Here is a 24,601-nt window from a genome sequence, read left to right as displayed (position 1 = left end):
GTTATCTTGTGCTGCAACGTCTTCCTCAAATGGTGATCTTCGATGCGCTGGTGCGCGAGCAGGGGATCTCTGCCGCCGCTCGTCGTCTCGGGGTCTCCAAATCCCATATCAGCAAGCAGCTGGCGCTGCTGGAGACCACCCTTGGTGCCCAGCTGGTCCAGCGCACCACCCGCCGTTTCGTCCTGACCGAGTTGGGTCAGGAGTATGCCCGTCACTGTCATGCGCTCGTGGCGGTGGCGCAGGAGGCGGACTCCATGATCGCCGAGCGGCGTGGCAAGGTGAGTGGCGTGCTCCATCTCGGGGTGGGCCAATCATTTGGTCGTCTGCACGTCATTCCTCATCTCAAGGCGTTTCAGGATCGCTATCCCGAGCTGGAGCTGGAGGTCTCGCTGTTCGACCATAGAACCAATCTGGTGGATGAGGGGCTGGATCTCTGGCTCACCACCTATGAGGACAAGCCGGAAGGGCTGGTGGGACAGCGGCTGGCCGACATCGGCTTCGTAGTGGCGGCTTCGCCGGATTACCTGCTGAGCCACGGCACGCCACTTCATCCCAAGGATCTGGCCCAGCACAACTGCATCACTTACCAGAGTCGGGAGCGGCGCTATCACCAGTGGTCGTTTCGCCAGGGCAAGGAGCGCCAGACGGTGCAGGTAGCGGGCAACTATCGGGTGGATATGGCGGAAGCGGTGCGGGATGCGGCACTAGCCGGGCTCGGCATCGCCTATATCGCCAACTACTTGCTGGACAAGGAGTTACAGAGCGGCAAGCTGATCCCGGTGTTGCCCGGGTGGCGACCGAACCAGCAGATGGCGGTACACGCCGTTTATGCCCGGCGTGAACATCTGGATCCCAAGATCCGTCTCTTCATCGATTTCCTCAAGGCCCGCTTTGGCCCCGAACCCTATTGGGAGCAGCGACTGGTCCCCTGGCTCGGGGGTAAATTGTCCGGCGGTGAGGAATAATTGTTTCCATATAAGAACTCTCGATTTCTCCTGATACTAAAATCGAACCAAATCAGCCAGTTGGCGCAACCGATATCGTGCAAACGTTTTTTCTAACAGGCTTGTAACCAAGCGGACTTGCAGTGACGGGGTGAGAGGCGCAGAATCCGCGCCCATCTTTTGCCCCACCTGATGGAGTCCCTATGATTGCCCTGCTCGGCATCCTGAGTATCCTGGCGCTTGCCGTCATCTGCTCTGATAATCGTCGTCGTATCCCGTTGCGAACAGTTGGTCTTGCCCTCTGCTTGCAAATCATGTTTGCCGGTTTGGTGCTCTGGTTGCCTGCCGGTCAGCACGTGCTGAACGGGGTCAGCGAGAGCGTAAGCAGCGTGATTGGTTATGGTCAGGAGGGGATCGCCTTCCTGTTCGGCGATCTGGCCAAGTTCAAGCTGGGCTTCATCTTTGCCTTCAACGTGTTGCCGGTCATCATCTTCTTCTCCGCGGTGATCGCCATCCTCTACCACATCGGCATCATGCCTCGGGTGATCGCCCTGCTGGGTGGTGGCTTGCAGAAATTGCTGGGCACCGGCCGCGCCGAGAGCCTCTCCGCGACCGCCAACATCTTCGTCGGCATGGTGGAAGCGCCGCTGGTGGTCAAACCCTACCTCTCCAAGATGTCCGATTCCCAGTTCTTCGCGGTGATGAGCTGTGGTCTCGCTTCCGTCGCCGGTGGCACCCTGGTGGGCTATGCCAGCCTCGGGGTTGAGTTGAAATACCTGATCGCTGCCGCCTTCATGTCGGCCCCTGCCGGTCTGGCGATGGCCAAAATCCTGGTGCCGCCGGGAGCTGAAGAGGTCGATCACCATCAGGATGTGGAGATCCCCCGCGCTACCAACGTGATTGAAGCGGCGGCCGATGGCGCCATGTCCGGCCTCAATATTGCGGTGGCGGTCGGTGCCACCCTGCTGGCCTTCGTTGGCGTGATCGCCATGCTCAATGGTCTGCTCGGCTGGGCTGGCGGTCTGGTGGGGCTGGATCTGAGCTTCCAGATCATTCTGGGCTGGCTGTTTGCCCCCGTATCCTGGCTGATCGGGGTACCCTGGGATCAGGCGCAAGCCGCTGGCGCTCTGATCGGTACCAAGATCGTGGTCAACGAGTTTGTCGCCTTTATCGGTCTGGTGCAGGATCAGACCCTGAGCGAGTCGAGCAAGGCCATCGTGACCTTCGCCCTGTGCGGCTTTGCCAACATCTCCTCCATGGCGATCCTGATCGGCGGTCTGGGTTCCATGGTGCCGGAGCGCAAATCCTTCATCGCCCGTTACGGCATGCGCGCCATTCTCTCCGGCGTGCTGGCGAACCTGATGAGCGCCTGTCTGGCCGGTCTGTTCCTCGCCCTGTAACCGCTGCGGTACGGAATAGATGTAACAAGGGCGCCCTGATGGCGCCCTTGTCATATGGATAAAATGAAGCCCCGACCTTGTTCGGGGCTTCTTGTTGGTGCTCAGTCTACGTAGAAGGTCTGCTGGAAGCTGAGGTTCTGTTGCTGCCCACCGCCCATGATCTTCAGGGTGAACTGATAGGTATCTTCGTTGCGGTAGGGGAGGGTTGCCAGATAGTAGATGGCATCGCCCTCTTTTACCTCCTGAAAGTTCAGGGTGCGGATGGTGCCGGTCAGGTTCTTGGCCTCGCCGGTGATCCCCACGGCTTGCGCCACTTTCTGCTTGTCCTGTACCGCGATATTGATGATGGCGTTGTAGCGGCTGCGCTCCAGTCCATACGCCTTGGCGACCTCTGGTGTGAGGAAGCTGGAGTTGAAGGCGTTGTAGTGCACCAGCCAGGGCCCCAGCTCCTTCATCTGTTCTGCCTTGAGCGGCAGGGTCATCAGCAGTGCCAGCAGGCCACTCATCCAGGCTGTTTTCATCTGTCATCCCTCTCATATCTACGGTTGGCGCAGGCCGATTCATTCAGCCTTGCGTGTCATTCAGCAGTGCACTCACTTCTTGCGGCAACTGTTTGGGGCTGTCGATGGCGACGGTTTTGTGTCGCCCCAGCTCGCCCCGCACTATGGTGATCTGTCCCTTGGCCACCTTGAACTGCTTGGCCAGAAACTTGATCAGATGGCTGTTGGCCTGGCCATCAACCGGCGGCGCCGTGATGGCCACTTTCAGCTCTTCGCCATGCAATCCGATGATCTGATCCCGACTCGCCTTGGGCTGGATCACCAGATGCAATACCAGTTCATCCCCTTGTTGCAGGACGGCAGGCATCAAATCATCCACCACAGCTGGCCGAACAGGTCACCCAGCAGGTAGTTGATGGCTTGCAGGCCGATAAAGGCGACCAGCACCGAGAGATCCAGTCCGCCCAGTGCCGGCAGTACGCGACGAATAGGGGCGAGGAACGGCTCGGTCAGCTGATGCATCACGTATTCGATGGGGTTGCGGCCCTGGCTGACCCAGCTCAGGATGGCGCGTATCAGCAGTACCCAGAAGATCATCGAGCCCGCTTTTTTCAGCACGGTCAGCGCGGCAAACAGGCTGATGCTGAGCCAGTCCGCCAGCAGTACGTTCATGCTCTTGAGCAGGGCCAGCTTGGCGAAGGCGATGGCCAGCGCCAGCACCACGGAGGCGAGATCGATGCCGCCAAAGCCCGGGATAACGCGGCGCAGTGGGATCACCAGCGGATTGGTCAGCTTGACCACCATCTGGCTCATCGGGTTGTAGAAGTCGGCACGGGCCCACTGCAGCCAGACGCGCAGCAGGATCACCATCAGGTAGAGATCGAAAACGGTGTTAATCAGAAAGTAAGCAGTGTTCATCTGGGCTCCTGTTAGAAGAGGGTTTCCATTTCGGTGGCGCGAGCAACGGCCGCCTGCATGGCTTGCGCAGTCAGCGGCATCAGCCCCTGCTGCTGGAATGTCTTGATGGCTTCGGCTGTGGTGCCGCCCTTGCTGGTCACCTGCTCACGCAGGGTCTGCAGCGCCAGCTCCGGGTTTTGCTCCACCATGGCGGCTGCGCCCAGCGCGGTCTGCTGCACCAGCAGGCGTGCCTGATCGGGCGAGAAACCCATCGCCTCCGCCTCTTCGGCGATCGCCTGCATAAAGAGGAAGAAGTAGGCCGGGGCACTGCCCGCTGCGGCGATGACGCCGTTGATGCCGGACTCCTGCTCCACCCAGAGGGTCTTGCCGACCGCCTGCATCATCAGCTCGGCAAAGTCGCGATCCGCGGCGGCAATATGTTCGGGTGCATAGAGGCCGGTCATGCCCAGACCCAGCAGGGCAGGGGTATTGGGCATAGTGCGGATGATGCGGTCATGGCCACCGGCCATCTCGCCAAGGCGCACCACCTTGATACCAGCCGCGATGGAGATGAGCAGCTTGCCCTCAAGGGATCCCAGCTCTTCAACCAGTGCTGCCAGCATGCCGGCCATCAGCTGCGGTTTGACCGCCAGCACGATCACTTCGGCGCCTCGGGCTGCCTCGGCATTACTCTGGGTGATGCGAATGCCATGTTCCCTCGCCAGCGCCTCCAGCTTGGGCTGGCTCGGGTTGGCAGCAGTGATCTGCCCGGCGGGATAACCCGCCTTGACCAGTCCGGCGATGATACTGCGGCTCATGTTGCCCGCGCCGATAAAGGCCAGCGTTCTATGCTGCATCAGATGCTCCTGTAGCACATGGGGTCGCGGCGGGGTGGGTGCCGCCTGCACCACCAGACGCCAGAATTTGGTGTTCCATCAAACGCTCCTGTTGATGAAGTCGCGGCAAGAGGCGGACGTATGGGTTATCCGCTGGCCTTGCCTATGAGTAGTCACGGGCGCCGAAGATGGCTGTGCCGACCCGCACCATGGTGCTGCCGTGGGCGACCGCCAGTTCAAGATCCTCGGTCATCCCCATCGAGAGGGTATCCACCGTGGGGTATTGTCGCGCAAGCTCGGTGAACAGAGTCTGCATACGGGTCATTTGGGCGGCCAGTACGCTCTCGTCACTGGTGTGCGCGGGAATGGCCATCAGTCCCCGCAGCACCAGTCGTTCACTTTGGGAAACCAGCTCGGCAAGGCGGAAAATCTCTTGTTCCGACGTTCCGGATTTGCTGCTCTCTCCGCTAATATTGATTTGCAGACAAACATTTAGCGGTGCCATTGTAGTTGGGCGCTGGTTGTTGAGGCGGTCGATCAGCTTGTCCCGATCCACGCTCTGCACCCAGTCAAATCGTTCAGCGACCAGTTTGGATTTGTTCGATTGCAAAGGGCCGATAAAGTGCCACTCTATGTCGCTATATTCCGGCTGCTGGCGCAAGGTATCGATCTTGGCCGCTGCTTCCTGAGCGTAGGATTCGCCAAAGCAGCGCTGACCTGCGGCATGGGCAGCCATGATGGCCTCGACCGGCTTGGTCTTGCTCACGGCCAGCAGGCGGATCTGCTGCAAGTTGCGGCTCGCCCGTTCGGCGGCCTGGGCAATACGTTCCTTTACCTGAAACAGGTGCTGGGCAATCTGGTTCATATTTCGTTAGTGATCTTGTGATGGGAGAATGACAAGTCTATGGATATCACAGAGTTATTGGCTTTCAGTGTAAAGCATAAAGCCTCGGATCTACACCTCTCGGCCGGGGTTCCCCCGATGATCAGGGTTGATGGTGAGGTTCGCAAGATCAATTTGCCCGCCCTGGAACACCGGGAAGTGCATGCCCTCATTTACGACATCATGAACGACCATCAGCGCAAGGAGCTGGAGGAGAACTTCGAGGTCGACTTCTCGTTCGAGGTGCCCAATCTGGCCCGTTTCCGGGTCAATGCCTTCCAGCAGGCGCGCGGTTCGGGCGCGGTATTTCGTACCATCCCCAGCACTGTGCTGAGCCTCGAGGATCTCGATGCGCCGGAGATCTTCCGCAAGATCGCCGAGTTCCCGCGTGGTCTGGTGTTGGTGACCGGCCCGACCGGCTCGGGTAAGTCGACCACTTTGGCGGCCATGGTCAACTACATCAACGAGAACTTCCATCACCACATCCTCACCATCGAGGATCCCATCGAATTCGTCCACGAGAACAAGCGCTGTCTGGTGAACCAGCGGGAAGTACATCGAGATACCAAGAGCTTCAGCAACGCCCTGCGCTCGGCACTGCGGGAAGACCCGGACATCATTCTGGTGGGCGAGATGCGCGACCTGGAGACCATCCGTCTGGCCATGACCGCCGCCGAAACCGGCCATCTGGTGTTTGGCACCCTGCACACCTCGTCGGCGGCCAAGACCATCGACCGTATCATCGACGTCTTCCCCGGTGCGGAGAAGGACATGGTGCGCTCCATGCTCTCCGAATCCCTGCGGGCGGTCATCTCCCAGACCCTGCTCAAGCGCATTGGCGGCGGCCGGGTGGCGGCCCACGAGATCATGATGGGCATTCCGGCGGTGCGTAACCTGATCCGGGAGGACAAGATTGCCCAGCTCTACTCGGTGATCCAGACCGGGATGACCCACGGCATGCAGACCATGGATCAGAGCCTTAAGCAGCTGGTGAGCCGCGGCGTGGTGGCATCCCTCGATGCCAAGGCCAAGGCCGTCGATCCCAACAGCATTTAAGCGACTCGCACCCAGGGAGGGATAGATGATAAATCTGGATGATCTGCTGAACGAGCTGGTCGAGCGAAAGGGATCGGATCTGTTTGTGACGGTGGGCTCGCCGCCCACTCTCAAGGTGAATGGCCATCTGGTGTCGCTGGGGGGGGAAGCGCTCGACAAGAAGGGGGCGCTGACGCTGGTCAGGGATACCCTCAGCAGCGATCACTTCGAGCGCTATATCCGCACCAAGGAGGCCAACTACGCGATCTATCGCGAGGCGCTTGGTCGTTTTCGGGTCAGCGCCTTCTGGCAGCAGGAGCTGCCCGGTATGGTGGTGCGGCGTATCGAGACCCGCATTCCCACCTTTGAAGATCTGCAGCTACCCAAGATCCTGCAAGAGGTGGCGATGGCCAAGCGGGGGCTGGTGCTGTTTGTCGGCGCCACCGGGGCGGGCAAATCGACCACCCAGGCGGCGATGATCGGCTATCGCAACCAGCATGCCGATGGTCACATTCTGACGGTGGAAGATCCGGTGGAGTTCGTCCATCAGCATGGTCGCAGTCTGGTGACCCAGCGAGAGGTGGGGATCGACACCGAGTCGTTCGATGTGGCGCTGAAAAGTTCGCTGCGTCAGGCGCCGGACGTGATCCTGATCGGTGAGATCCGCAGTCAGGAGACCATGGAGTTTGCCCTTCAGTTCGCCGAGACTGGCCATCTCTGTCTCGCCACTTTGCATGCCAACAACGCCAACCAGGCGCTGGATCGCATCCTCCATCTGGTGCCGCAAGACAAACACCGCCAGTTCCTGTTCGATCTCTCTTTCAACCTCAAGGCCATCGTTGCCCAGCAGCTGGTGCCGAGTATGGATGGCAAGCGGCGCTGCGCCGCGTTCGAGATCCTGCTCAATACCCCGCTCATCACCGACATTATCCGCAAGGGAGAGATGCATCGCCTCAAGGAGGTGATGACCAAATCGACCGAGCTGGGTATGCAGACCTTCGATCAGGCGCTTTTCAGCCTGTTCTGCGCCGGCCAGATTGGCTACAGTGAGGCACTCGCCCACGCCGACTCGGCCAACGACCTGCGACTGCTGATCAAGCTCTCCGGCCGCGAGCGGCTCGGCACCGGTACGCTGGACAATGTGACGCTGGATGAATGAATCATGGGGCCGCTCTGCCGTTCGGCCCCTCGCCATAAAGGAACGTTATGCTGATTGTGGTTTCCCCGGCCAAGACGCTGGATTACGAGTCACCGCTGGTGACACCCCGTTTCACCCAACCCGAGTTGCTGGATCACTCCGCCGAACTGATTAGCCGGGCCCGCCAACTGAGCCCGGACCAGATCGCCACACTGATGAAGATCAGCGACAAGCTGGCCGGTCTCAATGCCGCCCGTTTTGCCGAGTGGCAGCCAGATTTCACCCCCGCCAATGCCCGTCAGGCGCTGCTGGCCTTCAAGGGGGATGTCTACACCGGTTTGGCGGTAGAGGATTTCAGCGAGGCTGATTTTGATTTCGCTCAGGCACACCTGCGGATGCTCTCAGGCCTCTATGGCGTGTTGCGTCCCCTCGACCTGATGATGCCCTATCGACTGGAGATGGGGACCAAGCTCGACAATAGTCGTGGCAAGGATCTTTACCAGTTCTGGGGGGAGGTGATCACTCACCATCTCAACGACGCGCTGGCAGCGCAGGGGGATGAAGTGCTGATCAATCTGGCCTCCGACGAGTATTTCAAGTCGGTACGAGCAAAAGCCCTGAAGGGCAGGATCGTCACCCCTGTTTTCAAGGACGAGAAGAACGGCCAGTTCAAGATCATCAGCTTCTACGCCAAGAAGGCGCGCGGCATGATGGCTCGCCACATCATCAAGTACCGTCTGACCGAGGTGGAGCAGCTGACCGGTTTCAACGCCGAGGGCTACTACTTCGTGCCGGAAGAGTCGGACGCCAATACCCTGATGTTTAAACGCGCCGAAAATTAATTACAAAAAGAGGGAACCAATCTTTCGACCCACGGGTCTGAATATGTGAATCCTCTGTTGTAAGCACTTTTTATTCGCCGACGTTTGATACGTCGGCTTTTTTATTGCCGTTTTTATTGTCTATCGATTGCCTTCACCGGGACTATGTGGTTCAGATAGACTCAAGACAGGGAGCGAGTCGTCGTGAGGTGAATATGGAACAGAAAAATGCCATTCGGCAGGTTGCCGTCCCTTGGGCTCCGTCCCGCCAGCTCCCACCTGGGCTGGTCGTTGCCGAGCTGCATCAGGATCTCTGGAGCGACTCCCTGACCATCATGCTGGGTCGGGCACGCAGCATCGATCTGCCCCCGCAAATCCTCTGCCGGGTCTATTTTCGCCATATCTATGCCCTGCGGGTCATCGAGGATTGCGATCTGGCCGAGGGGAAGGATAGTCACGCCATCGAAGAGCAGATCCAGCTCATCACCCCATCCCGTTTTGCCAGCTGGTTCCATCAGGAGTCGGACGGTCTGCATCTGGATGAAGATCTGCAGCACTATCGCATCTCGACCTGGGATTATTGCGCCGATGTGCTGACCTCCTCGGCGCCGGAGCTGCAGTTCCTGCCCCAGAGCGAGTAGCCAGCTGTTACGTCAGAGGCGAAGGATGATCCTTCGCCTCTGGGTTTTTGGGCTGGTGCAGATTTTGTGGCGTTCAGGCCATTCAGCTTGGGTGGTGGCCTGTTGTGTCGGCACAAAAAAAGCGCCTCAGAGGAGGCGCGGGGAAAAAGACAGATTGGAAGCGTCACATGGGTGCTACTTGAATCAGCGAATGAGCCGTGCCATTCAAGTATGGAGCCATCATGCCAAGCTCAATCTGAAGTAGTTCTGAGGCGATTCTTCATTTTCTGTTCATCTTGTCAGCAAAGCGTGGCCACTGGCTGAAAGCCTTTTCATTTTGGCCACCATATTGTCCCGTTCCTCTCCGGGGCGGTCATCGTGTCATGGGGCCAGCTCGAATGTTGTGCCAGTCTGTTCCAGAGCCAGCAACCAGCGCTTGATGGGAATGCCGCCAGCATAGCCGGTCAGCTCGCCGCTGCGTCCGATCACCCGATGGCAGGGCACTATGATGCTCAGCGGATTGCGGCCGTTGGCAGCACCCACCGCCCGCACTGCCTTGGGATTGCCGATAGCCTGGGCAATCTCGAGATAGCTCACGGTCTCGCCATAGGGGATATCACACAAAGCGTTCCACACCGTTTGCTGGAACGGGGTGCCCTTCGCTGCCATGGGAAGATCGAACTGCTGCAATTTTCCGGCGAAATAGGCGGTGAACTGGGCAAGATAGGGGGCCAGTGCCTTGTCATCCCGTTGCCAGTCATCCTGCGGCATGACGGGGCGCTCCCCGTGCATGAACTCCACGTGGCGCAGGCCATCCTGATCGATGGCGACCAGCAGCGGGCCGCGGGCGCTGTCGCAAAAACTGTATCTCATCGGCTGACATCCTTTGGGGCTGGGGGGTGGCTCAGTCCAGAACCGGTTTGCCGCGGGCGGACTTGATATCCCCCTTGCGCTTTTTGGCATCGACCCGTTTGCGCTGGGAGCTGCGGGTCGGCTTGGTGGCATGACGAGCCTTGGGGCGCCAGGCTGCTTTCTTCAGCAACTCCACCAGACGGCTCATCGCCTCCTTGCGGTTCATGTCCTGGCTGCGATGGCTCTCGACCCGGATCAGGATAAAGCCGTCGTGTACCCGGCTGTCGCTCAGCTTGTCGAGACCCTCCTTGTAGAGGGGTGTCAGGCTGGGAGAGTTGCGGTAATCGAAGCGTAACCAGACGGCGGAGTCGGTCTTGTTGACGTGCTGTCCACCGTTGCCCTGTGCCCGCATGGTCTGAAATTGCAGCTCATGCCAGGGAATAGTGACGCTGTTGGAGATAACTAACATGCTGTTTTGCTCTTGTTTGGTGCATACCCGCTGACCGCTGCAGCATGGTGCCTCATTATGGGGCGTGCTGGCCGGTTATGGGGATGTGCCTGACGAATGGCGCAGGCATTAAACTCTATCTATATGAAATAAAACAATAAAAATACTTGGCATAAGAATTGAAACCCGATTCATGACACACCATGGATTGGGAGCAACCAGATGAAGCTGATTAGTGCGATTATCAAACCGTTCAAGTTGGACGATGTCCGCGAGGCTATTGCCAACCTGGGGGTGGAAGGGCTGACCGTGTCCGAGGTCAAGGGATTTGGCCGCCAGAAGGGACACACCGAATTATACCGGGGAGCCGAGTATCAGGTCGACTTCCTGCCCAAGGTGAAGCTGGAGATTGCCACCGCCGATGATAACGTGGAAGGGGTGATCGAGGCGATCTGCAAGGCGGCCTATACCGGCAAGATCGGTGACGGCAAGATTTTTGTCTACGACTTGCTGCAAGCGGTGCGCATCCGCACCGGCGAGAGTGACGACGAGGCGCTGTGATGAACCGCAGCCGTGACGTACAGATCTGCTGACCTCCCGACCTCGGGCATCCCGAGAGTGTGAGCGCTTATTGAAGCCTTATCAACATAACGTTTTGATCAGAAGAGGTCGAATGGGATTCCATTCGGCCTTTCTTTGTTGCTTTTAGCTATATATTTGCTCACGCAAGCGGCAATACCTGATGACATGACTATCTTAATTTGGTAATAGGGCTGGATGAATCTGCCTATCTGAGAACGTAGTATGCACAAGCGTTCTACACTCGGCCGATTCAGTGCGGCTGCCCGATGATTTCATCCTGGGGCTTGTGTTGCCACACAGCGCCGAGCAGCAGCTTGAGCAGCAGTCCGGGCGGGTTGTCCAGCAGCTTGCCGGACTCCAGCAGCAGCTGACCATCTGCGCGAAACCCGAGGCTGGCATCTATGGTGCCATCCTCCGAGACCACCTGGATCAGGCCATTGAGGGCAGATCGCTCACCGGGCTGGCAGCGCAGCCGCAGTTCGCGGGGTTCCCCCAGCAGGGTGAAGGCGCGGCTCAGCGGGGGCGAGTCTTCATAATCGGGCCAGTTGAAGAAGTGATACTGTTCGGCCAGGGCGCCAGCCTGCTGGCAGAACTGGTCGAACAGCTGCCCGATCGCCTGATACTCCTGATCGAGTCGTCTTGCCTGCTCTTCAATCCGTTTCATTGTTTACTCCTTGTCTATCCACTTGATCAGACATTGCTTTTCTGACCCCGTGACTGCCATTTTCCAGATATGAGGCCAAATGGCCGCGAGGTCTGTGAGCCGGATCGAAGTTTCAATCTGAAAACGTTATCTTGTTGAAACTGGATGGTTTTTTTGCCCTTCCGCTCACATTTGAATCGATTGCCGCTGATTAATATGGCACCGCCTGGCAATGACCAGGTGCTCGACTATCGAGACTAACTACAGCGGGAATTATAAAAATATGGATATGAAAAAGACCAAAGTGGCGCTGGTAACAGCCTCACTGCTCGCGCTTTTGTCTGGCTGTAATGACAACAGCTCGTCCCCATCTACCCCTGAGCCCACGGACGGCCCTGTTGCCCGTCTACCCAAGATGGATCCCCCCAAAGAGTTGCTGGAAGCCGATAAAAACCAGGTTGTTATCGCATTGGTGGATACCCAGTCGGCAGCCAAGGGGGCCAAGGCACCGTTTGACAGCCACAGCCTGCATCTGTGGAACAACGATGCCTGTAACGCCACCGCTGATAGTGGCCTGAATACCGGGTGGGATGACAAGAGCAAGACACCTGCCACTGCCGACAGCTTTGGTCCGGCCTGGGTCGTTCCTCTCAAAAATGTGGAAGGGTGCATCAACTTTATCGCTCGCAACGGCGATCTGGCCAACCTGACCGGCAGCGATATGAAGTTGAGCTTCAGTGAGCACCCGGATCGCACCGTGGCTATCGTGGCTGGCAAAAAAGAGCTGTTTGGCAGCCGTGCCGAAGCCTTTACCGCCGCCTTTGGCGTAGCGGGGGCCAGCGCTCATCTGATCGATGGCAATACCCTGATTTGGCAAGGGGGCAAAGACAAGCCCCACGTTCGCCTCTATTACACCGACTCGGGCACCATCAAGGCTAATGCCGATGGGGTGTTCGATTTCCCCTATATCAGCCTGACCGCGACCACTCTGACCGCCGAGCAGCAGGCCAAATATCCGCATCTCAAGGATGCCGCCGCTTTTGCCCTGCCGGCCGGTAAAGATCTCAAGCCCCTGCTCAAGGGGGAACTGGTGGCTATCGGCACCGATGCCGATGGTATCCTGCAAGGAGCCACCCTGGTGCAGAGCGCCGGCGCCCTCGATGCGCTCTATGCCCCAGAGGCGACCAAGCTGAGCTATGGCGCCGTGGTGGAGGGTAACCGGGTGACCTTCCGTCTCTGGGCGCCGACCGCCAAGTCGGTCAAGCTGGCCCTCTACAACGCCAGCCACCAGAAGAGTGGCGAGGTAGCGATGACCTTTGACAGCGCCAGCGGCAGCTGGGGTTATGAAGGGGGCAGCGAGCTGATCGGCCAGTTCTATCGCTACGATATGGAGGTCTACCATCCGCTGAGCCGCAAGGTTGAGCACTACGAGGTGACCGATCCCTACTCCCTGAGCCTCGCGATGAACTCCGAGTTCAGTCAGGTAGTGGATCTCGACGACCCGGCCCTGAAACCGGAAGGGTGGGACAGCCTCAAGGCGCCCCACAGCCAGCAGAACCCCGCCGATATCACCATCTATGAGGCCCATATTCGCGACCTGACCGGTAACGATGCCTCCACCGATGAAGAGAAGCGCGGCAAGTTTGTCGGTCTGACCCAGCCCGACTCTGTACCGGTCAACCATCTGAAAGCGCTGGCAAAAAGCGGCGTCAGCCACCTGCACCTGCTGCCGGTGTTCGATATCGCTACCGTCAACGAGGATCCGGCCAAGGTAGCCAATCTCGGCGATGACTTCAGCAAGCTCTGTCAGGTCAATCCGGATGTGAAAACATCCAAATTTGGCGGCTATTGCGGTGGCGGTCAGACCGTGGGAGATGTGCTGGCCGACCTGCAAGGGGGCGACAGCAAGGATAATCCGCAGGTGCAGGAGCTCTCCGGTTACCTGCGCGGCGTCGACTCCTTCAACTGGGGTTATGATCCCTACCACTACACCACGCCGGAAGGCTCCTACGCCACCAACGCTGAGGGGACCAAACGTATTCTGGAGTTCCGCGAGATGGTCAAGGCCATCAAGCAGAACATCGGCATGAACGTGGTGATGGACGTGGTCTACAACCACACCAACGAATCCGGGCTCGGTCCCAAGTCGGTGCTCGACAAGATCGTGCCCTGGTACTATCAGCGCCTCAATCCGGAGACCGGCTCGGTGGAGAACTCCACCTGCTGCTCCAACACGGCGCCGGAACACGCCATGTTCGCCAAGCTGATGGATGACTCTCTGGTCACCTGGGCGCGCGACTACAAGATCGACGCCTTCCGCTTCGACCTGATGGGCCACCATCCGAAAGATCAGATGGTTCAGGCGCTGGCCGCGGTGAAGAAGGTCAATCCTGAGATGTACTTCTACGGCGAGGGGTGGAACTTCGGCGAAGTGCAGGATGACAAGCGCTTCGTGCAGGCGACCCAGAAGCATCTGGGCGGTACCGGTATCGGCTCCTTCTCGGACCGCTTGCGCGATGCGGTGCGCGGCGGCAGTCCGTTCGACGGCGGCGATACCATTCGCAAGACCCAGGGCTTTGGCAACGGTGCTTTCGTCGATCCTAACGAAATGAGCAAGGTGGATCTGGCTACGGCCTTGCACCAGTCCGATTTGGTGCGGCTCGGCATGGCGGGCAACCTCAAGGAGTTCGTGCTGACCGACAAGGATGGCATGCCGAAGAAAGGCGCCGAGATCGACTACAACGGTCAGAGCGCCGGTTATGCCCAGGATCCGGTGGAAGTGCAGAACTACGTCGATAAGCACGACAACCAGACCCTGTTCGACAACCTGATCTACAAGGCGCCTGCCGGAGCCGATCTGGTGCGGATGCAGGGGGTCTCGTTGGCGACTGCCATGCTGGGTCAGGGCATTCCCTTCACCCACGCCGGTGTCGAGCTGCTGCGATCCAAATCCATGGAGCGGGACAGTTATGACTCGGGCGACTGGTACAACAAGGTCGACTACACCCTGGGCGACAACAACTTCGACAAGGGGTTGCCGCGCAAGGACAAGGATGGCGACAACTATCCGCTGATCGAGCAGGTGCTCGGCAAGCATGCCAAGCCGGGCTCGGCCGAGATGGCGCAGATGGTGCGCTTCTATCAGGAGCTGGCGGAGCTGCGCAACTCCTCCCGCCTGCTGCGTCTGGGCAGTGGCGCCGAGGTGATCAAGCGGGTCGACTTCCGCAATACCGGCCCGGATCAGGTGCCCGGCCTTATCGTCATGACGGTGGATGATGGCGTCAGTTCCGGGGCGGATCTGGATCCGGCCATCGACGGCCTGGTGGTGATGATCAACGCCAGCAACCAGAGCCAGAGCATCGGCGACTTCCGTGACGGCAACGATCAGCCCATCGATCTGAGCGGTATGGTGCTTAGCAGCAAGCATCGCGCAGTCGACAGCATCGCCAGCGGCGCCGCCTATGACAACGGCCAGCTGACGCTGGGGGCCTGGTCTGCCGCTGTGTTCGTCAAGCCGCAGAATGGCGCCCAGGGAGCGGGTCTGCCGGTCAGTAAGAAGACCGACCTGAGTACCCTGCCACCGTTTGGCAACACCGATGTTTATCTGAAGGGGTTCCTCGATGAGTGGGGCAACACCAACCAGATGACCTTCAGTGGCAACTTCATGTACGAGTTCACTACCGAGGTAAGCACCGACAAGCTGGGTACCACCAACGTCAAGATCGCTGACGCCAGCTGGGGGCCGGTCAACTACGGCAGCTGCAACGCCGGTGACAAGCTGGTGGTCGGCACTCCGCTGACCCTTTGCAAGGGGGGAGAAACCGGCAATATCGGTGTCGATCTGGCCAAGGCAGGCAGCTACAAGTTTGTCTTCACCGCCATGAACAAGGACAAACCGACCCTGAGCGTCAGCTTCACCGAGCCGGTGCAGAGCTGCAAGGTGCTGGATACGGTGGCGGGCAATCCGCTCGGCTACAACCTGTTCGTCAAGGGTGAGCTTTCAGGCTGGAATGCCCAACCTCAGTACCAGTTGAGCTACAAGGGAATGGACGGCGATCTCGCCATCTATCAGGCGGCGTTCAACTATGCCGGCAGCACCGAGTTCAAGGTCGCCAACGAGGACTGGAGCAAGGAGTACCTGCTCAACGGTGGCGGCGCGGTGAACGCTGAAACCGGCTATTCGTTCGCCTTCTCCAAGGGTGGCAGTGCCAATAACAGCATCACCCTGCCGCAGGGGCTGTGGAGTGTGCTGGTGAAGGTTGACCCGGCTGGTGTCAAAGCGGGTACTGCCGTCATTCAGGAGTGCAGCGTCAAGTAAGCAAGCCATTGAGTCTGGGGGATGGCTCGGCGCCCCCGGGTTGAATTCCACCTTGCCAAGGGTGGGATAACTCCGAGAGAGTAAGCAAAGCGCGACTGCCGACCGGCAGGCGCGCTTTTTCTTTGCAGCTGTCAGGAGGAGAGACAGAGAAAAGCCGTCCCGGTTGGGGACGGCTTGTGACCAAGATGCTATCGGCTGGCTTAGCGCTTGCGTAGCAGGCGCAGGGCGTTGGCAGTCACCAGCGCGGTGGCGCCGGTATCGGCCAGCACTGCAATCCACAGGCCGGTGATGCCGAGCAGACTGGTGACCAGAAAGATGGCCTTCAACCCAAGCGCCAGCGCAATATTCTGGTGAATATTGGCCAGTGCCGCCCGCGACAGCCGGATCATGGCGGCGATGCCACCGAGCTGGTTGTGGGTCAGCGCCGCATCGGCGGTCTCCAGCGCCACATCGGTGCCGCCCCCCATGGCGATGCCGATACTGGCCCGCTTCATGGCAGGGGCATCGTTGATGCCATCGCCGATCATGGCAACCTTCCGGGTGCTGGCCAGCTTGGCGATCTCTTCTACCTTGTTCTCCGGCAGCAGACCGGCGCGCCAGCCCATCCCGAGTTCACCGGCGATGGCCTCGGCAGCGCGGGGGTTATCCCCGGTCAGCATGATGCTGTTGAGCCCGAGCCGGTTGAGCTCTTGCAGCGCAGCCGCCGCCTCCGGCCGGATCTGATCCCGCAGCGCCAGCAGGGCAACCGGCAACGCCTGAGCATCGCTGCTCTGGCAGAGCACCACAACGGTCTTGCCCTGCCGCTCCAGCGAAGCAATCCGGGTTTGCTGTTCCATATTCAGGGCTGCCACCCGGCTCGGTGCCAGCAGTTGCCACAGTTCACCGTTGATGCGTCCCTCAACGCCCATGCCCGGCAGGGCGCGCAGGTCGCGGGCCTCCGCCAGCGTCAGCCCCTGTTCGGTCGCGTTGGCGACCACGGCGCGGGCCAGCGGGTGGTGGGAGCCCTGCTCGATGGCAGCCGCCAGCGCCAGCAGTTCGGTTTCCGGCTGGCCATTGAGGCTCACCAGCTCGGTCTGCTGCGGCTTGCCCAGGGTCAGGGTGCCGGTCTTGTCAAACGCCACGGTGTCGATATGGGCCAGTCGCTCCAGCGCGGCCCCGCCCTTGATTAGCGCCCCCTGACGGGTGGCGGCGGCCAGTGCCGAGGTAACCGCTGCCGGGGTGGAGATGACCAGCGCGCAGGGGCAGCCGATGAGCAGCAGCGCCAGCCCGCGATAGATCCACTCGTCCCAGCTCTGGCCGAAGGCAAGGGGCGGCACCAGCACCACCAGCAGGGCGACCAGCATCATGGCCGGGGTGTACCAGCGGCTGAAGCGGTCGATAAAGCGCTCGATGGGGGCGCGCTGGCTCTCGGCCTCTTCAATAAGGTGCAGGATGCGGTCGATGGCGTTGTTGCCGGGTTCGGAGACGACTTCAAGACGCAGCACCCGATCCGCCGCCAGACTGCCGGCTGGCACCTTGTCACCCTGACGGCGTTCCACCGGAATAGACTCACCGGTCAGCGCGCTCTCGTCAAACGCACCGAGTTCATCGAGCAGGCGGGCATCGGCAGGTAGGCGGGCACCCGGGGCGATTTCGATGATATCACCGGGACGCAGCTCATCGGCAGCGACCTCTTCGCGCACCTCGCCCTCGGCAGTGGTACGGATCCGCAGCGCCTTGTCAGGCACCAGCGCCATCAGGGCGGTGACCCCGGCCCGGGCGCGACCGGCGGCGTAGGCCTCCAGATGTTCACCCAGCATAAAGAGCAGCAGCACCATGGCCGCTTCCGCGGTTTCGCCGAGAAACAGGGCGCCCACGGCGGCGACCGTCATCAAAGTCTCGATGGCGAAGGGGGAGCCGCTTTTGGTCAGCGCCCACGCCTTGCGAGAGATAGGCCACAGCCCCCAGAGGGTCGCCAGGGTAAAGAGTGGCTGACCGAGCTCTTTCGGCAGCAGGGCGGCGACCAGCATCAGGCCGGCCAGTGACAGGGGCTGCCAATATTTGCCCAAAAAGTTACCGAATAGATTGCCTTGCAGGGGCTGTTGTGAAGCTTGCTTACGGCCAGCTGCCTGCTTGTCAGCACTTTCCCCCTTGAGCTGGAAACCGGCGGCCAGCACGGCGGCGGTGACGGGATCGGGGGAGAGACCGGGGTCCAGATCCACCACCAGCTTCTCGGTGGCAAACAGCACGCGCGCTTGCTGCACGCCGCTCACCCGGCTGACGGCGGTCTCGATCTTGCGGGCGCAGCTGGGGCAATCCATCCCCAACACCTGCCAGCTGTGGCGGCTGTTGCCTTGTACCGGTGCAACCAGCGGGTCGGCAGGGGGCATATCGTGCTCATGCTCATGCTTATGATCGTGAGCTGGCGATAAGGGGGCGCTGCAGCACTCTTGATCGTGACAGCTTCCTCGGGGAGGCTCTTCATCCCCGGGGGATTCATTGCAGTCACGGGATGCGTGCTCATGAGGCGTCGGGGTTGAACAGCAACTGACGGGCGTGGTGTTGTCGCAGCAGTGGCTATCGTGGTGATGCTCACTCTGGCCGGGGGCCGCCTTGCTGACGGCCTTGATGGGGGCGGCGTGCTGATGATTGCAGCAGGATTTGCTCATGATGAGTCCCTCTTGATGGATCCCGCCCCTGCGAGATCCTTGATTACCGAGAAGGAGTCTAAACCTTGGTGTTAAGTCCAAGGTCAACCCCTTTATATCCCTTGTCTTCGCGGGTGTTTGTCTGGTCCCGCCGCCCCTATACTGATCTCCCGGATTTTTACTACACCAATAAAGGACATAACACATGAGCAACTCAGTCACTCTGCAAGGCAACCCGGTTTCCGTCGCTGGTCACTTCCCGGTCGCCGGTGAGCAAGCCAAGCCCTTCTCCCTGGTGGCCAAGGATCTCTCCGACGTGACCCTGGCAAGCTTTGTCGGTCAGCGCAAAATCCTGAACATCTTCCCGAGCGTCGATACCCCGACCTGCGCGACCTCTGTGCGCAAGTTCAACGAGCAGGCCAGTGCGCTGGAGAACACTGTCGTGCTGTGCATCTCCGCCGATCTGCCGTTCGCCCAGTCCCGCTTCTGCGGCGCCGAAGGTCTGGACAAGGTAGTGACCCTCTCCACCCTGCGCGGTGCGGCCTTCATGGAAGATTACGGCGTGGCCTTCTCTTCCGGTCCGCTGGTCGGTCTGACCGCTCGCGCCATCGTGGTGCTGGATGGTGACAACAAGGTGCTGCACAGCGAGCTGGTCGCCGAAGTGGCCGACGAGCCGAACTACGCCGCTGCGTTGGCCGTGCTGTAAGGCTGCAAGCCATAAAAAATCCCGCTTCGGCGGGATTTTTTATGGCTATGATTTGTGCCATCTAGTAACCGCGGGGCTATGTTTGTTTTGCATGTCATACAGAACAGGCCACCTAGATATGAGTTTTAATGCGTTACGTAATAAAGTCTCGTGACCTTATGGCCATTATCTAACGTTGTATTTTTATGCAGATAAATAATTGAAAATTCATTTTATTGATTGATCAGACGGTAGCCAGAGACGAAGAAAAACCTGCTTATAGCAGGTATGTTCTATTTTGCCTTCGGTTTTTTCGTTGTATTTAGCAGCAAGAAACGATTTTCCATTGGTTGTTGCAGGAGATAGACTCAAACCAAAGCAACACGGTGGAAAATTTAACCATGAGTGACGTAATCAAAAAGTTCCTGAAGCTGGAGGCCGCCTCCGGAATTATTCTGATCATGGCTGCCATGCTGGCAATGATTTTAGCCAATACCGCGCTGGCTGGCGGGTATCAGGCGTTTCTCGACACGCCGGTGCAGGTACGCATCGCGGCTCTCGACATCAACAAGCCGCTGCTGCTCTGGATCAACGATGGCTTTATGGCGATCTTCTTCCTGCTGGTTGGTCTGGAAGTGAAGCGTGAAATGCTGGAAGGGGCGCTCTCGACCCGGGTTCAGGCGACCTTCCCGGCTATTGCGGCGGTGGGCGGCATGCTGGCTCCGGCCTTGATCTACGCCTTTTTCAACTATTCGGATGAAGTGGCGCGCGCTGGCTGGGCAATTCCGGCTGCGACCGATATTGCCTTTGCCCTCGGGGTGATGGCGCTGCTCGGCAAGCGGGTACCGGTGAGCCTCAAGGTATTCCTGTTGGCGCTGGCCATCATGGATGACCTCGGCGTCATCATCATCATCGCGCTCTTCTATACCCAGCAGTTGTCGCTGGAGGCGCTGGCCATCGGTATTCTGGCAACCCTCACTCTGCTTTGGATGAATCGCAGTGGTGAGGACAGGATCAGCCTCTACATGCTGGTTGGTCTGGTGCTCTGGGTTGCGGTGCTCAAGTCTGGTGTCCATGCGACTCTGGCGGGTGTGGTGGTGGGCTTTATGGTTCCGCTTAACGGCAAGCGTTACGCATCGCCGCTCAAGTATCTGGAGCATCAGCTGCACCCCTGGAGTGCCTATCTGATCCTGCCTCTGTTTGCCTTTGCCAACGCAGGGGTATCGCTGGAAGGGATTGGTCTCTCCTCCCTGCTGAGTCCGGTACCTATGGGGATCATGCTGGGGCTGTTTATCGGCAAGCCGCTCGGGGTGTTCACCATCAGCTGGCTGTCGGTCAAGCTGGGCATCGCCCAGTTGCCGCCCGGGGTCAACTTCAAGCAGATTTTTGCGGTCAGCATCCTCTGTGGCATCGGGTTCACCATGTCGATGTTTATCGCGTCTCTCGCCTTCGAGCACGGTGGGCTGGATTACGGCAGCTACTCTCGCCTCGGGATCCTGGTGGGCTCCACCATGGCGGCGGTAGTCGGCTATCTGGCCTTGCGCATGGCCCTTCCCAAGGGTGAAGGGGAACAGAGTACGGAGGGACTATGAAGCTGCATACAGGGTTGTTGATGCTGTTGTTGAGCCCCGCGGCATGGGCCGGCGGGCTGGAGGATTGCAAGCAGGACGCCACTTCGGCGAACTGCTCTGCCTATCTTAACGGGGTGGTAGACAGCGCCCTGCTGCTGGGGGACAAGCAGGCCAAGGCGCGCTTTGGCGAGACCTTCTCCGAGCGGGCGCTGAGCAGCCGGGCTGGCGAGATGGTAAAGCGTTCCAACAAGCGTTATTGCGCGGACCGGATGCCTGACAAGGCACGCCTCAAGGCCAGTCTGATGGAGCAGTTTGGCGCGAACAAGGTTGACTCGGTTAGCGACATGTATGACATTCTGGCGGTTGAACTCAGCTGCTACCGGAGTCCGCGTCAAGCGGGAACCCCATCGGATGTCACACCTTAACTACAACCATCTCTATTATTTCTGGATGACTCAGAAGAAGGGCTCCGTTACCCAGGCAGCGGAAGCCCTTTTTTTGACCCCGCAGACGGTCACCGGCCAGATCAAGCTGCTGGAGCAGCGCCTCGGGGGTAAGCTGCTCAAGCGCAAGGGACGCTCCCTTGAGGCAACCGAGCTGGGCCAGCTGGTATTTCGTTATGCCGACAAGATGTTCAGCCTCTCCTACGAGATGCTCGATATCGTCAACTACCGCAAGGAGAGCCAGATCCTGTTCGACGTCGGCATCGCCGATGCCCTCTCCAAGCGCCTTGCCAGCCGCGTGCTGCTCTCTGTCATCCCCAATGATGGCTCCATCCACCTGCGCTGCTTCGAATCGACCCACGAACTGCTGCTGGAGCAGCTGAGCGAGCACAAGCTCGATATGATCCTCTCCGACTGTCCGGTGGACTCCAGCCAACATGCGGGGCTGCTCTCCAAACGACTGGGCGGCTGTGGTGTCAGCTTCTTCTGCAAGGCGCCGCTGCCTGAAAAGCCCTTTCCCGCTTGTCTGGAGGAGCGCAAGCTGCTGATCCCCGGTCGCCGTACCGCCATGGGGCGTCAGCTAACCCAGTGGTTCGAACAGCAGGGGGTTTCTCCCAGCATTCTTGGCGAGTTTGATGATGCCGCCTTGATGAAGGCGTTTGGCTTCTTCAATCAGGGCATCTTCATGGCTCCCACCATCTATCGGGAGGAGATCCTCGAGGGGGAGGGGGTGATGCTGATCGGAGAGACCCAGGATCTGATGGAGGAGTATTACGTCATCTTCGCCGAGCGGATGATCCAGCATCCGGCGGTGAAGCGGGTCTGCGAGAGCGATTTTACCTTTCTCTTTTCCGGCCAGGAGAACTTCTCCGCCATCCAGCCGGCCACCCTGTCGTTTTAAAACGACCCGTCACCACGTATCATCGGCGATGAGTGGTAGAGGAGAGATGTGATGCAACTTGAAGAGATGGAAGCCAATGCGAGTAAAGCGGTGGCCTTGCTCAAGGCGCTGGCCAATGAGCGGCGGCTGTTTATTCTGTGCCAGTTGCTGGAGTGCGAACTGTCAGTGGGGGAGCTCAACGAGCGATTGGGATTGAGTCAGTCGGCCTTGTCACAGCATCTGGCGCTGCTGCGGCGGGATGAGCTGGTGACGACGCGCAAAGAGGCCCAGACGGTCTACTATTCGCTGCGCAGCCATGAAGTGCGTGAAATGATCAGCTTGCTGCATCGACTTTATTGCAGCGCAGATAAATAAAAAACCGGCACTAAGGCCGGTTTTTTCAGCTTTGATCAGCAGAAGCTGATTAAGCCATAGCTTTGATCTGGGCAGACAGGCGGCTCTTGTGACGAGCAGCTTTGTTCTTGTGGATCAGGCCTTTGGTCGCCATACGATCCATGATCGGCTGAGCAACAGCGAAAGCGGCAGTCGCAGCAGCTTTGTCGCCAGAGGCGATAGCAGCAATGACTTTCTTCAGGTAGGTACGGGTCATGGAACGACGGCTGGCGTTGTGCTGACGGCGTTTTTCTGACTGAAGAGCGCGCTTCTTAGCAGATTTGATGTTAGCCAAGGTAAAACTCCTAAAACTGTCTTAGCGAGTGTATTGAAAAGGCCCGGAAATATGCCCTTCCAACCACATATTGTCAAATGATTTGTGCAAATAAACACCGCCTCCCGGTGGTGTGTCAGTAGGGAGACGGTTAAACTGTCGGCCGATTCTAGCAGCATTCTTTTCATTCTGACAGTTCCAGAGGCCTCGTCTTGAGTAAGAAATTGATCAAATCCGGCATGATAGTGTCCGGAATGACGCTGGCATCCCGCGTAATGGGCTTGGTTCGCGATGTAGTCATCGCAAATCTGCTTGGTGCCGGGGTGGCCGCCGACGTCTTCTTTTTTGCCAATCGCATTCCCAACTTTCTGCGTCGTCTGTTCGCCGAAGGTGCCTTCAACCAGGCCTTTGTTCCCGTGATGACGGAGTACAAGAAAAATGGCGACGAGGGGGAAGTGCGTGAATTGCTGGCGGCGGTAGCGGGCACGCTGGGGGGGATAGTGACTGTGGTCACCCTGCTCGGTGTGCTGGGGTCGGGTGTGCTGACCGCTCTGTTTGGCTGGGGCTGGTTCTGGGACTGGCTGCATGGCGGCCCTGCGGCCGAGAAGTTCGAGCTCGCCAGTCTGATGCTCAAAATCACCTTCCCCTACCTCTGGTTTATCACTTTTACCGCCATGGCGGGGGCCATCCTCAACACCTTCGGCCGCTTTGCGGTCTCGTCGTTCACGCCGGTGTTTCTCAACATCACCATGATTGCGGCGGCCTGGTGGATTGCGCCGCTGATGGACAAACCTGAGATCTCGCTGGCGATTGGTGTCTTTTTGGGCGGTTTGGTGCAGTTTTTGTTCCAGTACCCCTTTTTGCGCCAAATCAACATGCTGGTATGGCCCAAGTGGGGATGGAATCACCCGGGGGTGGTGAAGATCCGCACCCTGATGATCCCGGCCCTGTTTGGGGTCTCGGTCAGCCAGATCAATCTGCTGGTCAACACCATGCTGGCTTCTTTCCTCGCGACCGGTGCCATCAGTTACCTCTACTACTCGGATCGTCTGCTGGAGTTCCCCCTCGGCCTCTTTGCGGTGGCCATCAGTACCGTCATTCTGCCTGCGCTGGCGAAAAAGCATGTGGATGCCGATCCGGCGGACTTCTCCCGCACCATGGATTGGGGGGTGCGGATGGTGATGCTGCTCGGCCTGCCCGCCATGATAGGCATTGCGGTGATGCGCGAGCCCATTTTGCGGGTGCTGTTCATGCGCGGCGAGTTCGGCCTGCATGAAGTGAGCATGTCGAGCGCGAGCCTGCTGGCCTCCACTACCGGTCTGCTCTCCCTGATGCTGATCAAGGTGCTGGCGCCCGGTTACTACGCCCGTCAGGACACCAAGACGCCGGTGCGGATCGGGGTGATGTCGATGATTGCCAACATGGCTTGCAACCTCATCTTCATCTACCCGCTCGGTTACGTGGGGCTGGCGCTCTCGACCGCCTGCTCGGGCACTCTGAATGCGGCCTTGCTGTTCAAGGGGCTGTACCAGCAGAGCGTCTATCGTCCCTCCCGCCATACTGGCGTGTTCTGCCTCAAGCTGCTGGTCGCCAGCGTGCTGATGGGGGGCGTGCTCGCCTATCTGTCGCCAGATTTGGCCCAGTGGGGCGCATGGAGCATGGGCAAGGCCAGTTTGCAGCTGACCATGCTGCTGTCGCTGGGGGCTGCGGTCTATGCCGTGGTGTTGCTGCTGCTGGGCATTCGGCCGCGTCACCTTAAATCGGGGCAGCAGTAGTCGTGATCCTGCTGCGCCATGGGGATAGTGTCTCAT

Annotated in this window: 24 protein-coding genes; 14 read left to right on the top strand and 10 right to left on the bottom strand. The window is 59.2% G+C overall.

What is annotated here, in order from left to right; all coding sequences use genetic code 11:
* Positions 1-29 precede the first annotated feature (29 nt).
* Together NOM06_RS15790 and NOM06_RS15785 are read left to right on the top strand one after the other, a co-directional pair.
* Complete coding sequence (locus tag NOM06_RS15790) at positions 30-965, top strand: LysR family transcriptional regulator (protein ID WP_162511760.1); 936 nt, start codon at positions 30-32, stop codon at positions 963-965.
* Between the two features lie 182 nt (positions 966-1,147).
* A complete protein-coding gene (locus NOM06_RS15785) occupies positions 1,148-2,344 on the top strand; it encodes a NupC/NupG family nucleoside CNT transporter (RefSeq protein ID WP_005348874.1) in 1,197 nt (398 codons plus the stop codon).
* A gap of 101 nt (positions 2,345-2,445) precedes the next feature.
* On the opposite strand, the gene NOM06_RS15780 is transcribed toward NOM06_RS15785, so the two are convergent.
* From NOM06_RS15780 to NOM06_RS15760, 5 genes are all read right to left on the bottom strand, one after another.
* Positions 2,446-2,865, bottom strand: coding sequence for a DUF4426 domain-containing protein (locus NOM06_RS15780; RefSeq protein WP_005340339.1), 420 nt, complete (start codon positions 2,863-2,865; stop codon positions 2,446-2,448).
* Positions 2,866-2,908: 43 nt separating this feature from the next.
* Positions 2,909-3,211 (bottom strand): DUF167 family protein YggU, encoded by a 303-nt coding sequence (gene yggU / locus NOM06_RS15775; RefSeq protein ID WP_005340341.1) that lies wholly within the window; start codon positions 3,209-3,211, stop codon positions 2,909-2,911.
* Entirely contained in the window at positions 3,211-3,762 is a 552-nt protein-coding gene (locus NOM06_RS15770; protein ID WP_005341416.1) for a YggT family protein, read from the bottom strand. The genes yggU and NOM06_RS15770 overlap by 1 nt, the downstream gene beginning before the upstream one ends.
* Before the next feature lie 11 nt (positions 3,763-3,773).
* A complete protein-coding gene (proC, locus tag NOM06_RS15765; protein WP_255912272.1) occupies positions 3,774-4,598 on the bottom strand; it encodes a pyrroline-5-carboxylate reductase in 825 nt (274 codons plus the stop codon).
* 142 nt (positions 4,599-4,740) lie between these two features.
* Positions 4,741-5,442: a YggS family pyridoxal phosphate-dependent enzyme gene (locus NOM06_RS15760; protein WP_255912271.1), complete on the bottom strand. Its 702-nt coding sequence runs from the start codon at positions 5,440-5,442 to the stop codon at positions 4,741-4,743.
* A 39-nt stretch (positions 5,443-5,481) separates the two neighbouring features.
* On the opposite strand from NOM06_RS15760, the gene tapT reads away from it, so the two are divergent.
* The 4 genes from tapT to NOM06_RS15740 all read left to right on the top strand — a co-directional run bounded on the left by tapT (position 5,482) and on the right by NOM06_RS15740 (position 9,095).
* Positions 5,482-6,516, top strand: coding sequence for a type IVa pilus ATPase TapT (gene tapT, locus NOM06_RS15755; protein WP_005340354.1), 1,035 nt, complete (start codon positions 5,482-5,484; stop codon positions 6,514-6,516).
* Between the two features lie 28 nt (positions 6,517-6,544).
* Positions 6,545-7,654, top strand: a complete 1,110-nt coding sequence (tapU, locus tag NOM06_RS15750; protein WP_255912292.1) for a type IVa pilus ATPase TapU — start codon at positions 6,545-6,547, stop codon at positions 7,652-7,654.
* A 47-nt stretch (positions 7,655-7,701) separates the two neighbouring features.
* The gene (yaaA, locus tag NOM06_RS15745; protein WP_255912270.1) at positions 7,702-8,475 is read left to right on the top strand and encodes a peroxide stress protein YaaA; all 774 of its coding nucleotides are present in this window, start codon (positions 7,702-7,704) and stop codon (positions 8,473-8,475) included.
* Positions 8,476-8,669: 194 nt separating this feature from the next.
* Positions 8,670-9,095 carry a hypothetical protein gene (locus tag NOM06_RS15740; protein WP_005340360.1) on the top strand — a complete coding sequence of 142 codons (426 nt, stop codon included), beginning with the start codon at positions 8,670-8,672 and terminating at the stop codon, positions 9,093-9,095.
* Between the two features lie 360 nt (positions 9,096-9,455).
* On the opposite strand, the gene NOM06_RS15735 is transcribed toward NOM06_RS15740, so the two are convergent.
* Together NOM06_RS15735 and arfB are read right to left on the bottom strand one after the other, a co-directional pair.
* Positions 9,456-9,947, bottom strand: a complete 492-nt coding sequence (locus NOM06_RS15735) for a methylated-DNA--[protein]-cysteine S-methyltransferase (RefSeq protein WP_255912269.1) — start codon at positions 9,945-9,947, stop codon at positions 9,456-9,458.
* 31 nt (positions 9,948-9,978) lie between these two features.
* Positions 9,979-10,395 (bottom strand): alternative ribosome rescue aminoacyl-tRNA hydrolase ArfB, encoded by a 417-nt coding sequence (arfB, locus tag NOM06_RS15730; protein ID WP_021230947.1) that lies wholly within the window; start codon positions 10,393-10,395, stop codon positions 9,979-9,981.
* A gap of 201 nt (positions 10,396-10,596) precedes the next feature.
* Here arfB and glnK point away from each other — a divergent pair, with 201 nt between their 5' ends.
* Entirely contained in the window at positions 10,597-10,935 is a 339-nt protein-coding gene (gene glnK, locus NOM06_RS15725) for a P-II family nitrogen regulator (RefSeq protein WP_005341406.1), read from the top strand.
* A gap of 271 nt (positions 10,936-11,206) precedes the next feature.
* Here glnK and NOM06_RS15720 read toward each other — a convergent pair whose 3' ends face one another.
* Entirely contained in the window at positions 11,207-11,620 is a 414-nt protein-coding gene (locus NOM06_RS15720; RefSeq protein WP_069554472.1) for a hypothetical protein, read from the bottom strand.
* A gap of 262 nt (positions 11,621-11,882) precedes the next feature.
* On the opposite strand from NOM06_RS15720, the gene pulA reads away from it, so the two are divergent.
* On the top strand, positions 11,883-15,917 hold the full coding sequence (gene pulA / locus NOM06_RS15715; protein WP_255912268.1) for a pullulanase-type alpha-1,6-glucosidase: 4,035 nt from the start codon (positions 11,883-11,885) through the stop codon (positions 15,915-15,917).
* Positions 15,918-16,117: 200 nt separating this feature from the next.
* On the opposite strand, the gene NOM06_RS15710 is transcribed toward pulA, so the two are convergent.
* The gene (locus NOM06_RS15710) at positions 16,118-18,565 is read right to left on the bottom strand and encodes a zinc/cadmium/mercury/lead-transporting ATPase (protein ID WP_255912267.1); all 2,448 of its coding nucleotides are present in this window, start codon (positions 18,563-18,565) and stop codon (positions 16,118-16,120) included.
* Positions 18,566-18,749: 184 nt separating this feature from the next.
* Between NOM06_RS15710 and tpx the strand changes: the two genes are divergently transcribed.
* The 5 genes from tpx to NOM06_RS15685 all read left to right on the top strand — a co-directional run bounded on the left by tpx (position 18,750) and on the right by NOM06_RS15685 (position 22,498).
* The gene (gene tpx, locus NOM06_RS15705) at positions 18,750-19,250 is read left to right on the top strand and encodes a thiol peroxidase (protein WP_255912266.1); all 501 of its coding nucleotides are present in this window, start codon (positions 18,750-18,752) and stop codon (positions 19,248-19,250) included.
* Between the two features lie 380 nt (positions 19,251-19,630).
* Entirely contained in the window at positions 19,631-20,821 is a 1,191-nt protein-coding gene (gene nhaA, locus NOM06_RS15700; RefSeq protein WP_255912265.1) for a Na+/H+ antiporter NhaA, read from the top strand.
* Positions 20,818-21,225 carry a hypothetical protein gene (locus NOM06_RS15695; RefSeq protein ID WP_005348920.1) on the top strand — a complete coding sequence of 136 codons (408 nt, stop codon included), beginning with the start codon at positions 20,818-20,820 and terminating at the stop codon, positions 21,223-21,225. The genes nhaA and NOM06_RS15695 overlap by 4 nt, the downstream gene beginning before the upstream one ends.
* On the top strand, positions 21,212-22,144 hold the full coding sequence (gene nhaR / locus NOM06_RS15690; RefSeq protein ID WP_005340434.1) for a transcriptional activator NhaR: 933 nt from the start codon (positions 21,212-21,214) through the stop codon (positions 22,142-22,144). Before NOM06_RS15695 ends, nhaR begins: the two co-directional genes overlap by 14 nt.
* A gap of 51 nt (positions 22,145-22,195) precedes the next feature.
* A complete protein-coding gene (locus tag NOM06_RS15685; protein ID WP_167570832.1) occupies positions 22,196-22,498 on the top strand; it encodes a metalloregulator ArsR/SmtB family transcription factor in 303 nt (100 codons plus the stop codon).
* Positions 22,499-22,547: 49 nt separating this feature from the next.
* Here NOM06_RS15685 and rpsT read toward each other — a convergent pair whose 3' ends face one another.
* Complete coding sequence (rpsT, locus tag NOM06_RS15680) at positions 22,548-22,811, bottom strand: 30S ribosomal protein S20 (RefSeq protein ID WP_005308808.1); 264 nt, start codon at positions 22,809-22,811, stop codon at positions 22,548-22,550.
* Positions 22,812-23,002: 191 nt separating this feature from the next.
* On the opposite strand from rpsT, the gene murJ reads away from it, so the two are divergent.
* Complete coding sequence (gene murJ / locus NOM06_RS15675; RefSeq protein ID WP_144715008.1) at positions 23,003-24,565, top strand: murein biosynthesis integral membrane protein MurJ; 1,563 nt, start codon at positions 23,003-23,005, stop codon at positions 24,563-24,565.
* Positions 24,566-24,601: the final 36 nt, after the last annotated feature.

This window comes from Aeromonas sp. JL9 (genome assembly GCF_024436075.1).
Lineage (GTDB): Bacteria > Pseudomonadota > Gammaproteobacteria > Enterobacterales > Aeromonadaceae > Aeromonas > Aeromonas veronii.
Note: the sequence above shows the minus strand (reverse complement) of the source record. Positions and strands in the feature narration are given on the sequence as shown.

Excerpts from the sequence above, each read along its gene's own strand:
- NOM06_RS15790 (WP_162511760.1), top strand. The coding sequence starts at position 30 with ATGGTGATCTTCGATGCGCTGGTGCGCGAGCAGGGGATCTCTGCCGCC.
- NOM06_RS15785 (WP_005348874.1), top strand. The coding sequence starts at position 1,148 with ATGATTGCCCTGCTCGGCATCCTGAGTATCCTGGCGCTTGCCGTCATC.
- NOM06_RS15780 (WP_005340339.1), bottom strand. The coding sequence starts at position 2,865 with ATGAAAACAGCCTGGATGAGTGGCCTGCTGGCACTGCTGATGACCCTG.
- yggU (WP_005340341.1), bottom strand. The coding sequence starts at position 3,211 with ATGCCTGCCGTCCTGCAACAAGGGGATGAACTGGTATTGCATCTGGTG.
- NOM06_RS15770 (WP_005341416.1), bottom strand. The coding sequence starts at position 3,762 with ATGAACACTGCTTACTTTCTGATTAACACCGTTTTCGATCTCTACCTG.
- proC (WP_255912272.1), bottom strand. The coding sequence starts at position 4,598 with ATGCAGCATAGAACGCTGGCCTTTATCGGCGCGGGCAACATGAGCCGC.
- NOM06_RS15760 (WP_255912271.1), bottom strand. The coding sequence starts at position 5,442 with ATGAACCAGATTGCCCAGCACCTGTTTCAGGTAAAGGAACGTATTGCC.
- tapT (WP_005340354.1), top strand. The coding sequence starts at position 5,482 with ATGGATATCACAGAGTTATTGGCTTTCAGTGTAAAGCATAAAGCCTCG.
- yaaA (WP_255912270.1), top strand. The coding sequence starts at position 7,702 with ATGCTGATTGTGGTTTCCCCGGCCAAGACGCTGGATTACGAGTCACCG.
- NOM06_RS15740 (WP_005340360.1), top strand. The coding sequence starts at position 8,670 with ATGGAACAGAAAAATGCCATTCGGCAGGTTGCCGTCCCTTGGGCTCCG.
- NOM06_RS15735 (WP_255912269.1), bottom strand. The coding sequence starts at position 9,947 with ATGAGATACAGTTTTTGCGACAGCGCCCGCGGCCCGCTGCTGGTCGCC.
- arfB (WP_021230947.1), bottom strand. The coding sequence starts at position 10,395 with ATGTTAGTTATCTCCAACAGCGTCACTATTCCCTGGCATGAGCTGCAA.
- glnK (WP_005341406.1), top strand. The coding sequence starts at position 10,597 with ATGAAGCTGATTAGTGCGATTATCAAACCGTTCAAGTTGGACGATGTC.
- NOM06_RS15720 (WP_069554472.1), bottom strand. The coding sequence starts at position 11,620 with ATGAAACGGATTGAAGAGCAGGCAAGACGACTCGATCAGGAGTATCAG.
- pulA (WP_255912268.1), top strand. The coding sequence starts at position 11,883 with ATGGATATGAAAAAGACCAAAGTGGCGCTGGTAACAGCCTCACTGCTC.
- NOM06_RS15710 (WP_255912267.1), bottom strand. The coding sequence starts at position 18,565 with ATGAGCAAATCCTGCTGCAATCATCAGCACGCCGCCCCCATCAAGGCC.
- tpx (WP_255912266.1), top strand. The coding sequence starts at position 18,750 with ATGAGCAACTCAGTCACTCTGCAAGGCAACCCGGTTTCCGTCGCTGGT.
- nhaA (WP_255912265.1), top strand. The coding sequence starts at position 19,631 with ATGAGTGACGTAATCAAAAAGTTCCTGAAGCTGGAGGCCGCCTCCGGA.
- NOM06_RS15695 (WP_005348920.1), top strand. The coding sequence starts at position 20,818 with ATGAAGCTGCATACAGGGTTGTTGATGCTGTTGTTGAGCCCCGCGGCA.
- nhaR (WP_005340434.1), top strand. The coding sequence starts at position 21,212 with ATGTCACACCTTAACTACAACCATCTCTATTATTTCTGGATGACTCAG.
- NOM06_RS15685 (WP_167570832.1), top strand. The coding sequence starts at position 22,196 with ATGCAACTTGAAGAGATGGAAGCCAATGCGAGTAAAGCGGTGGCCTTG.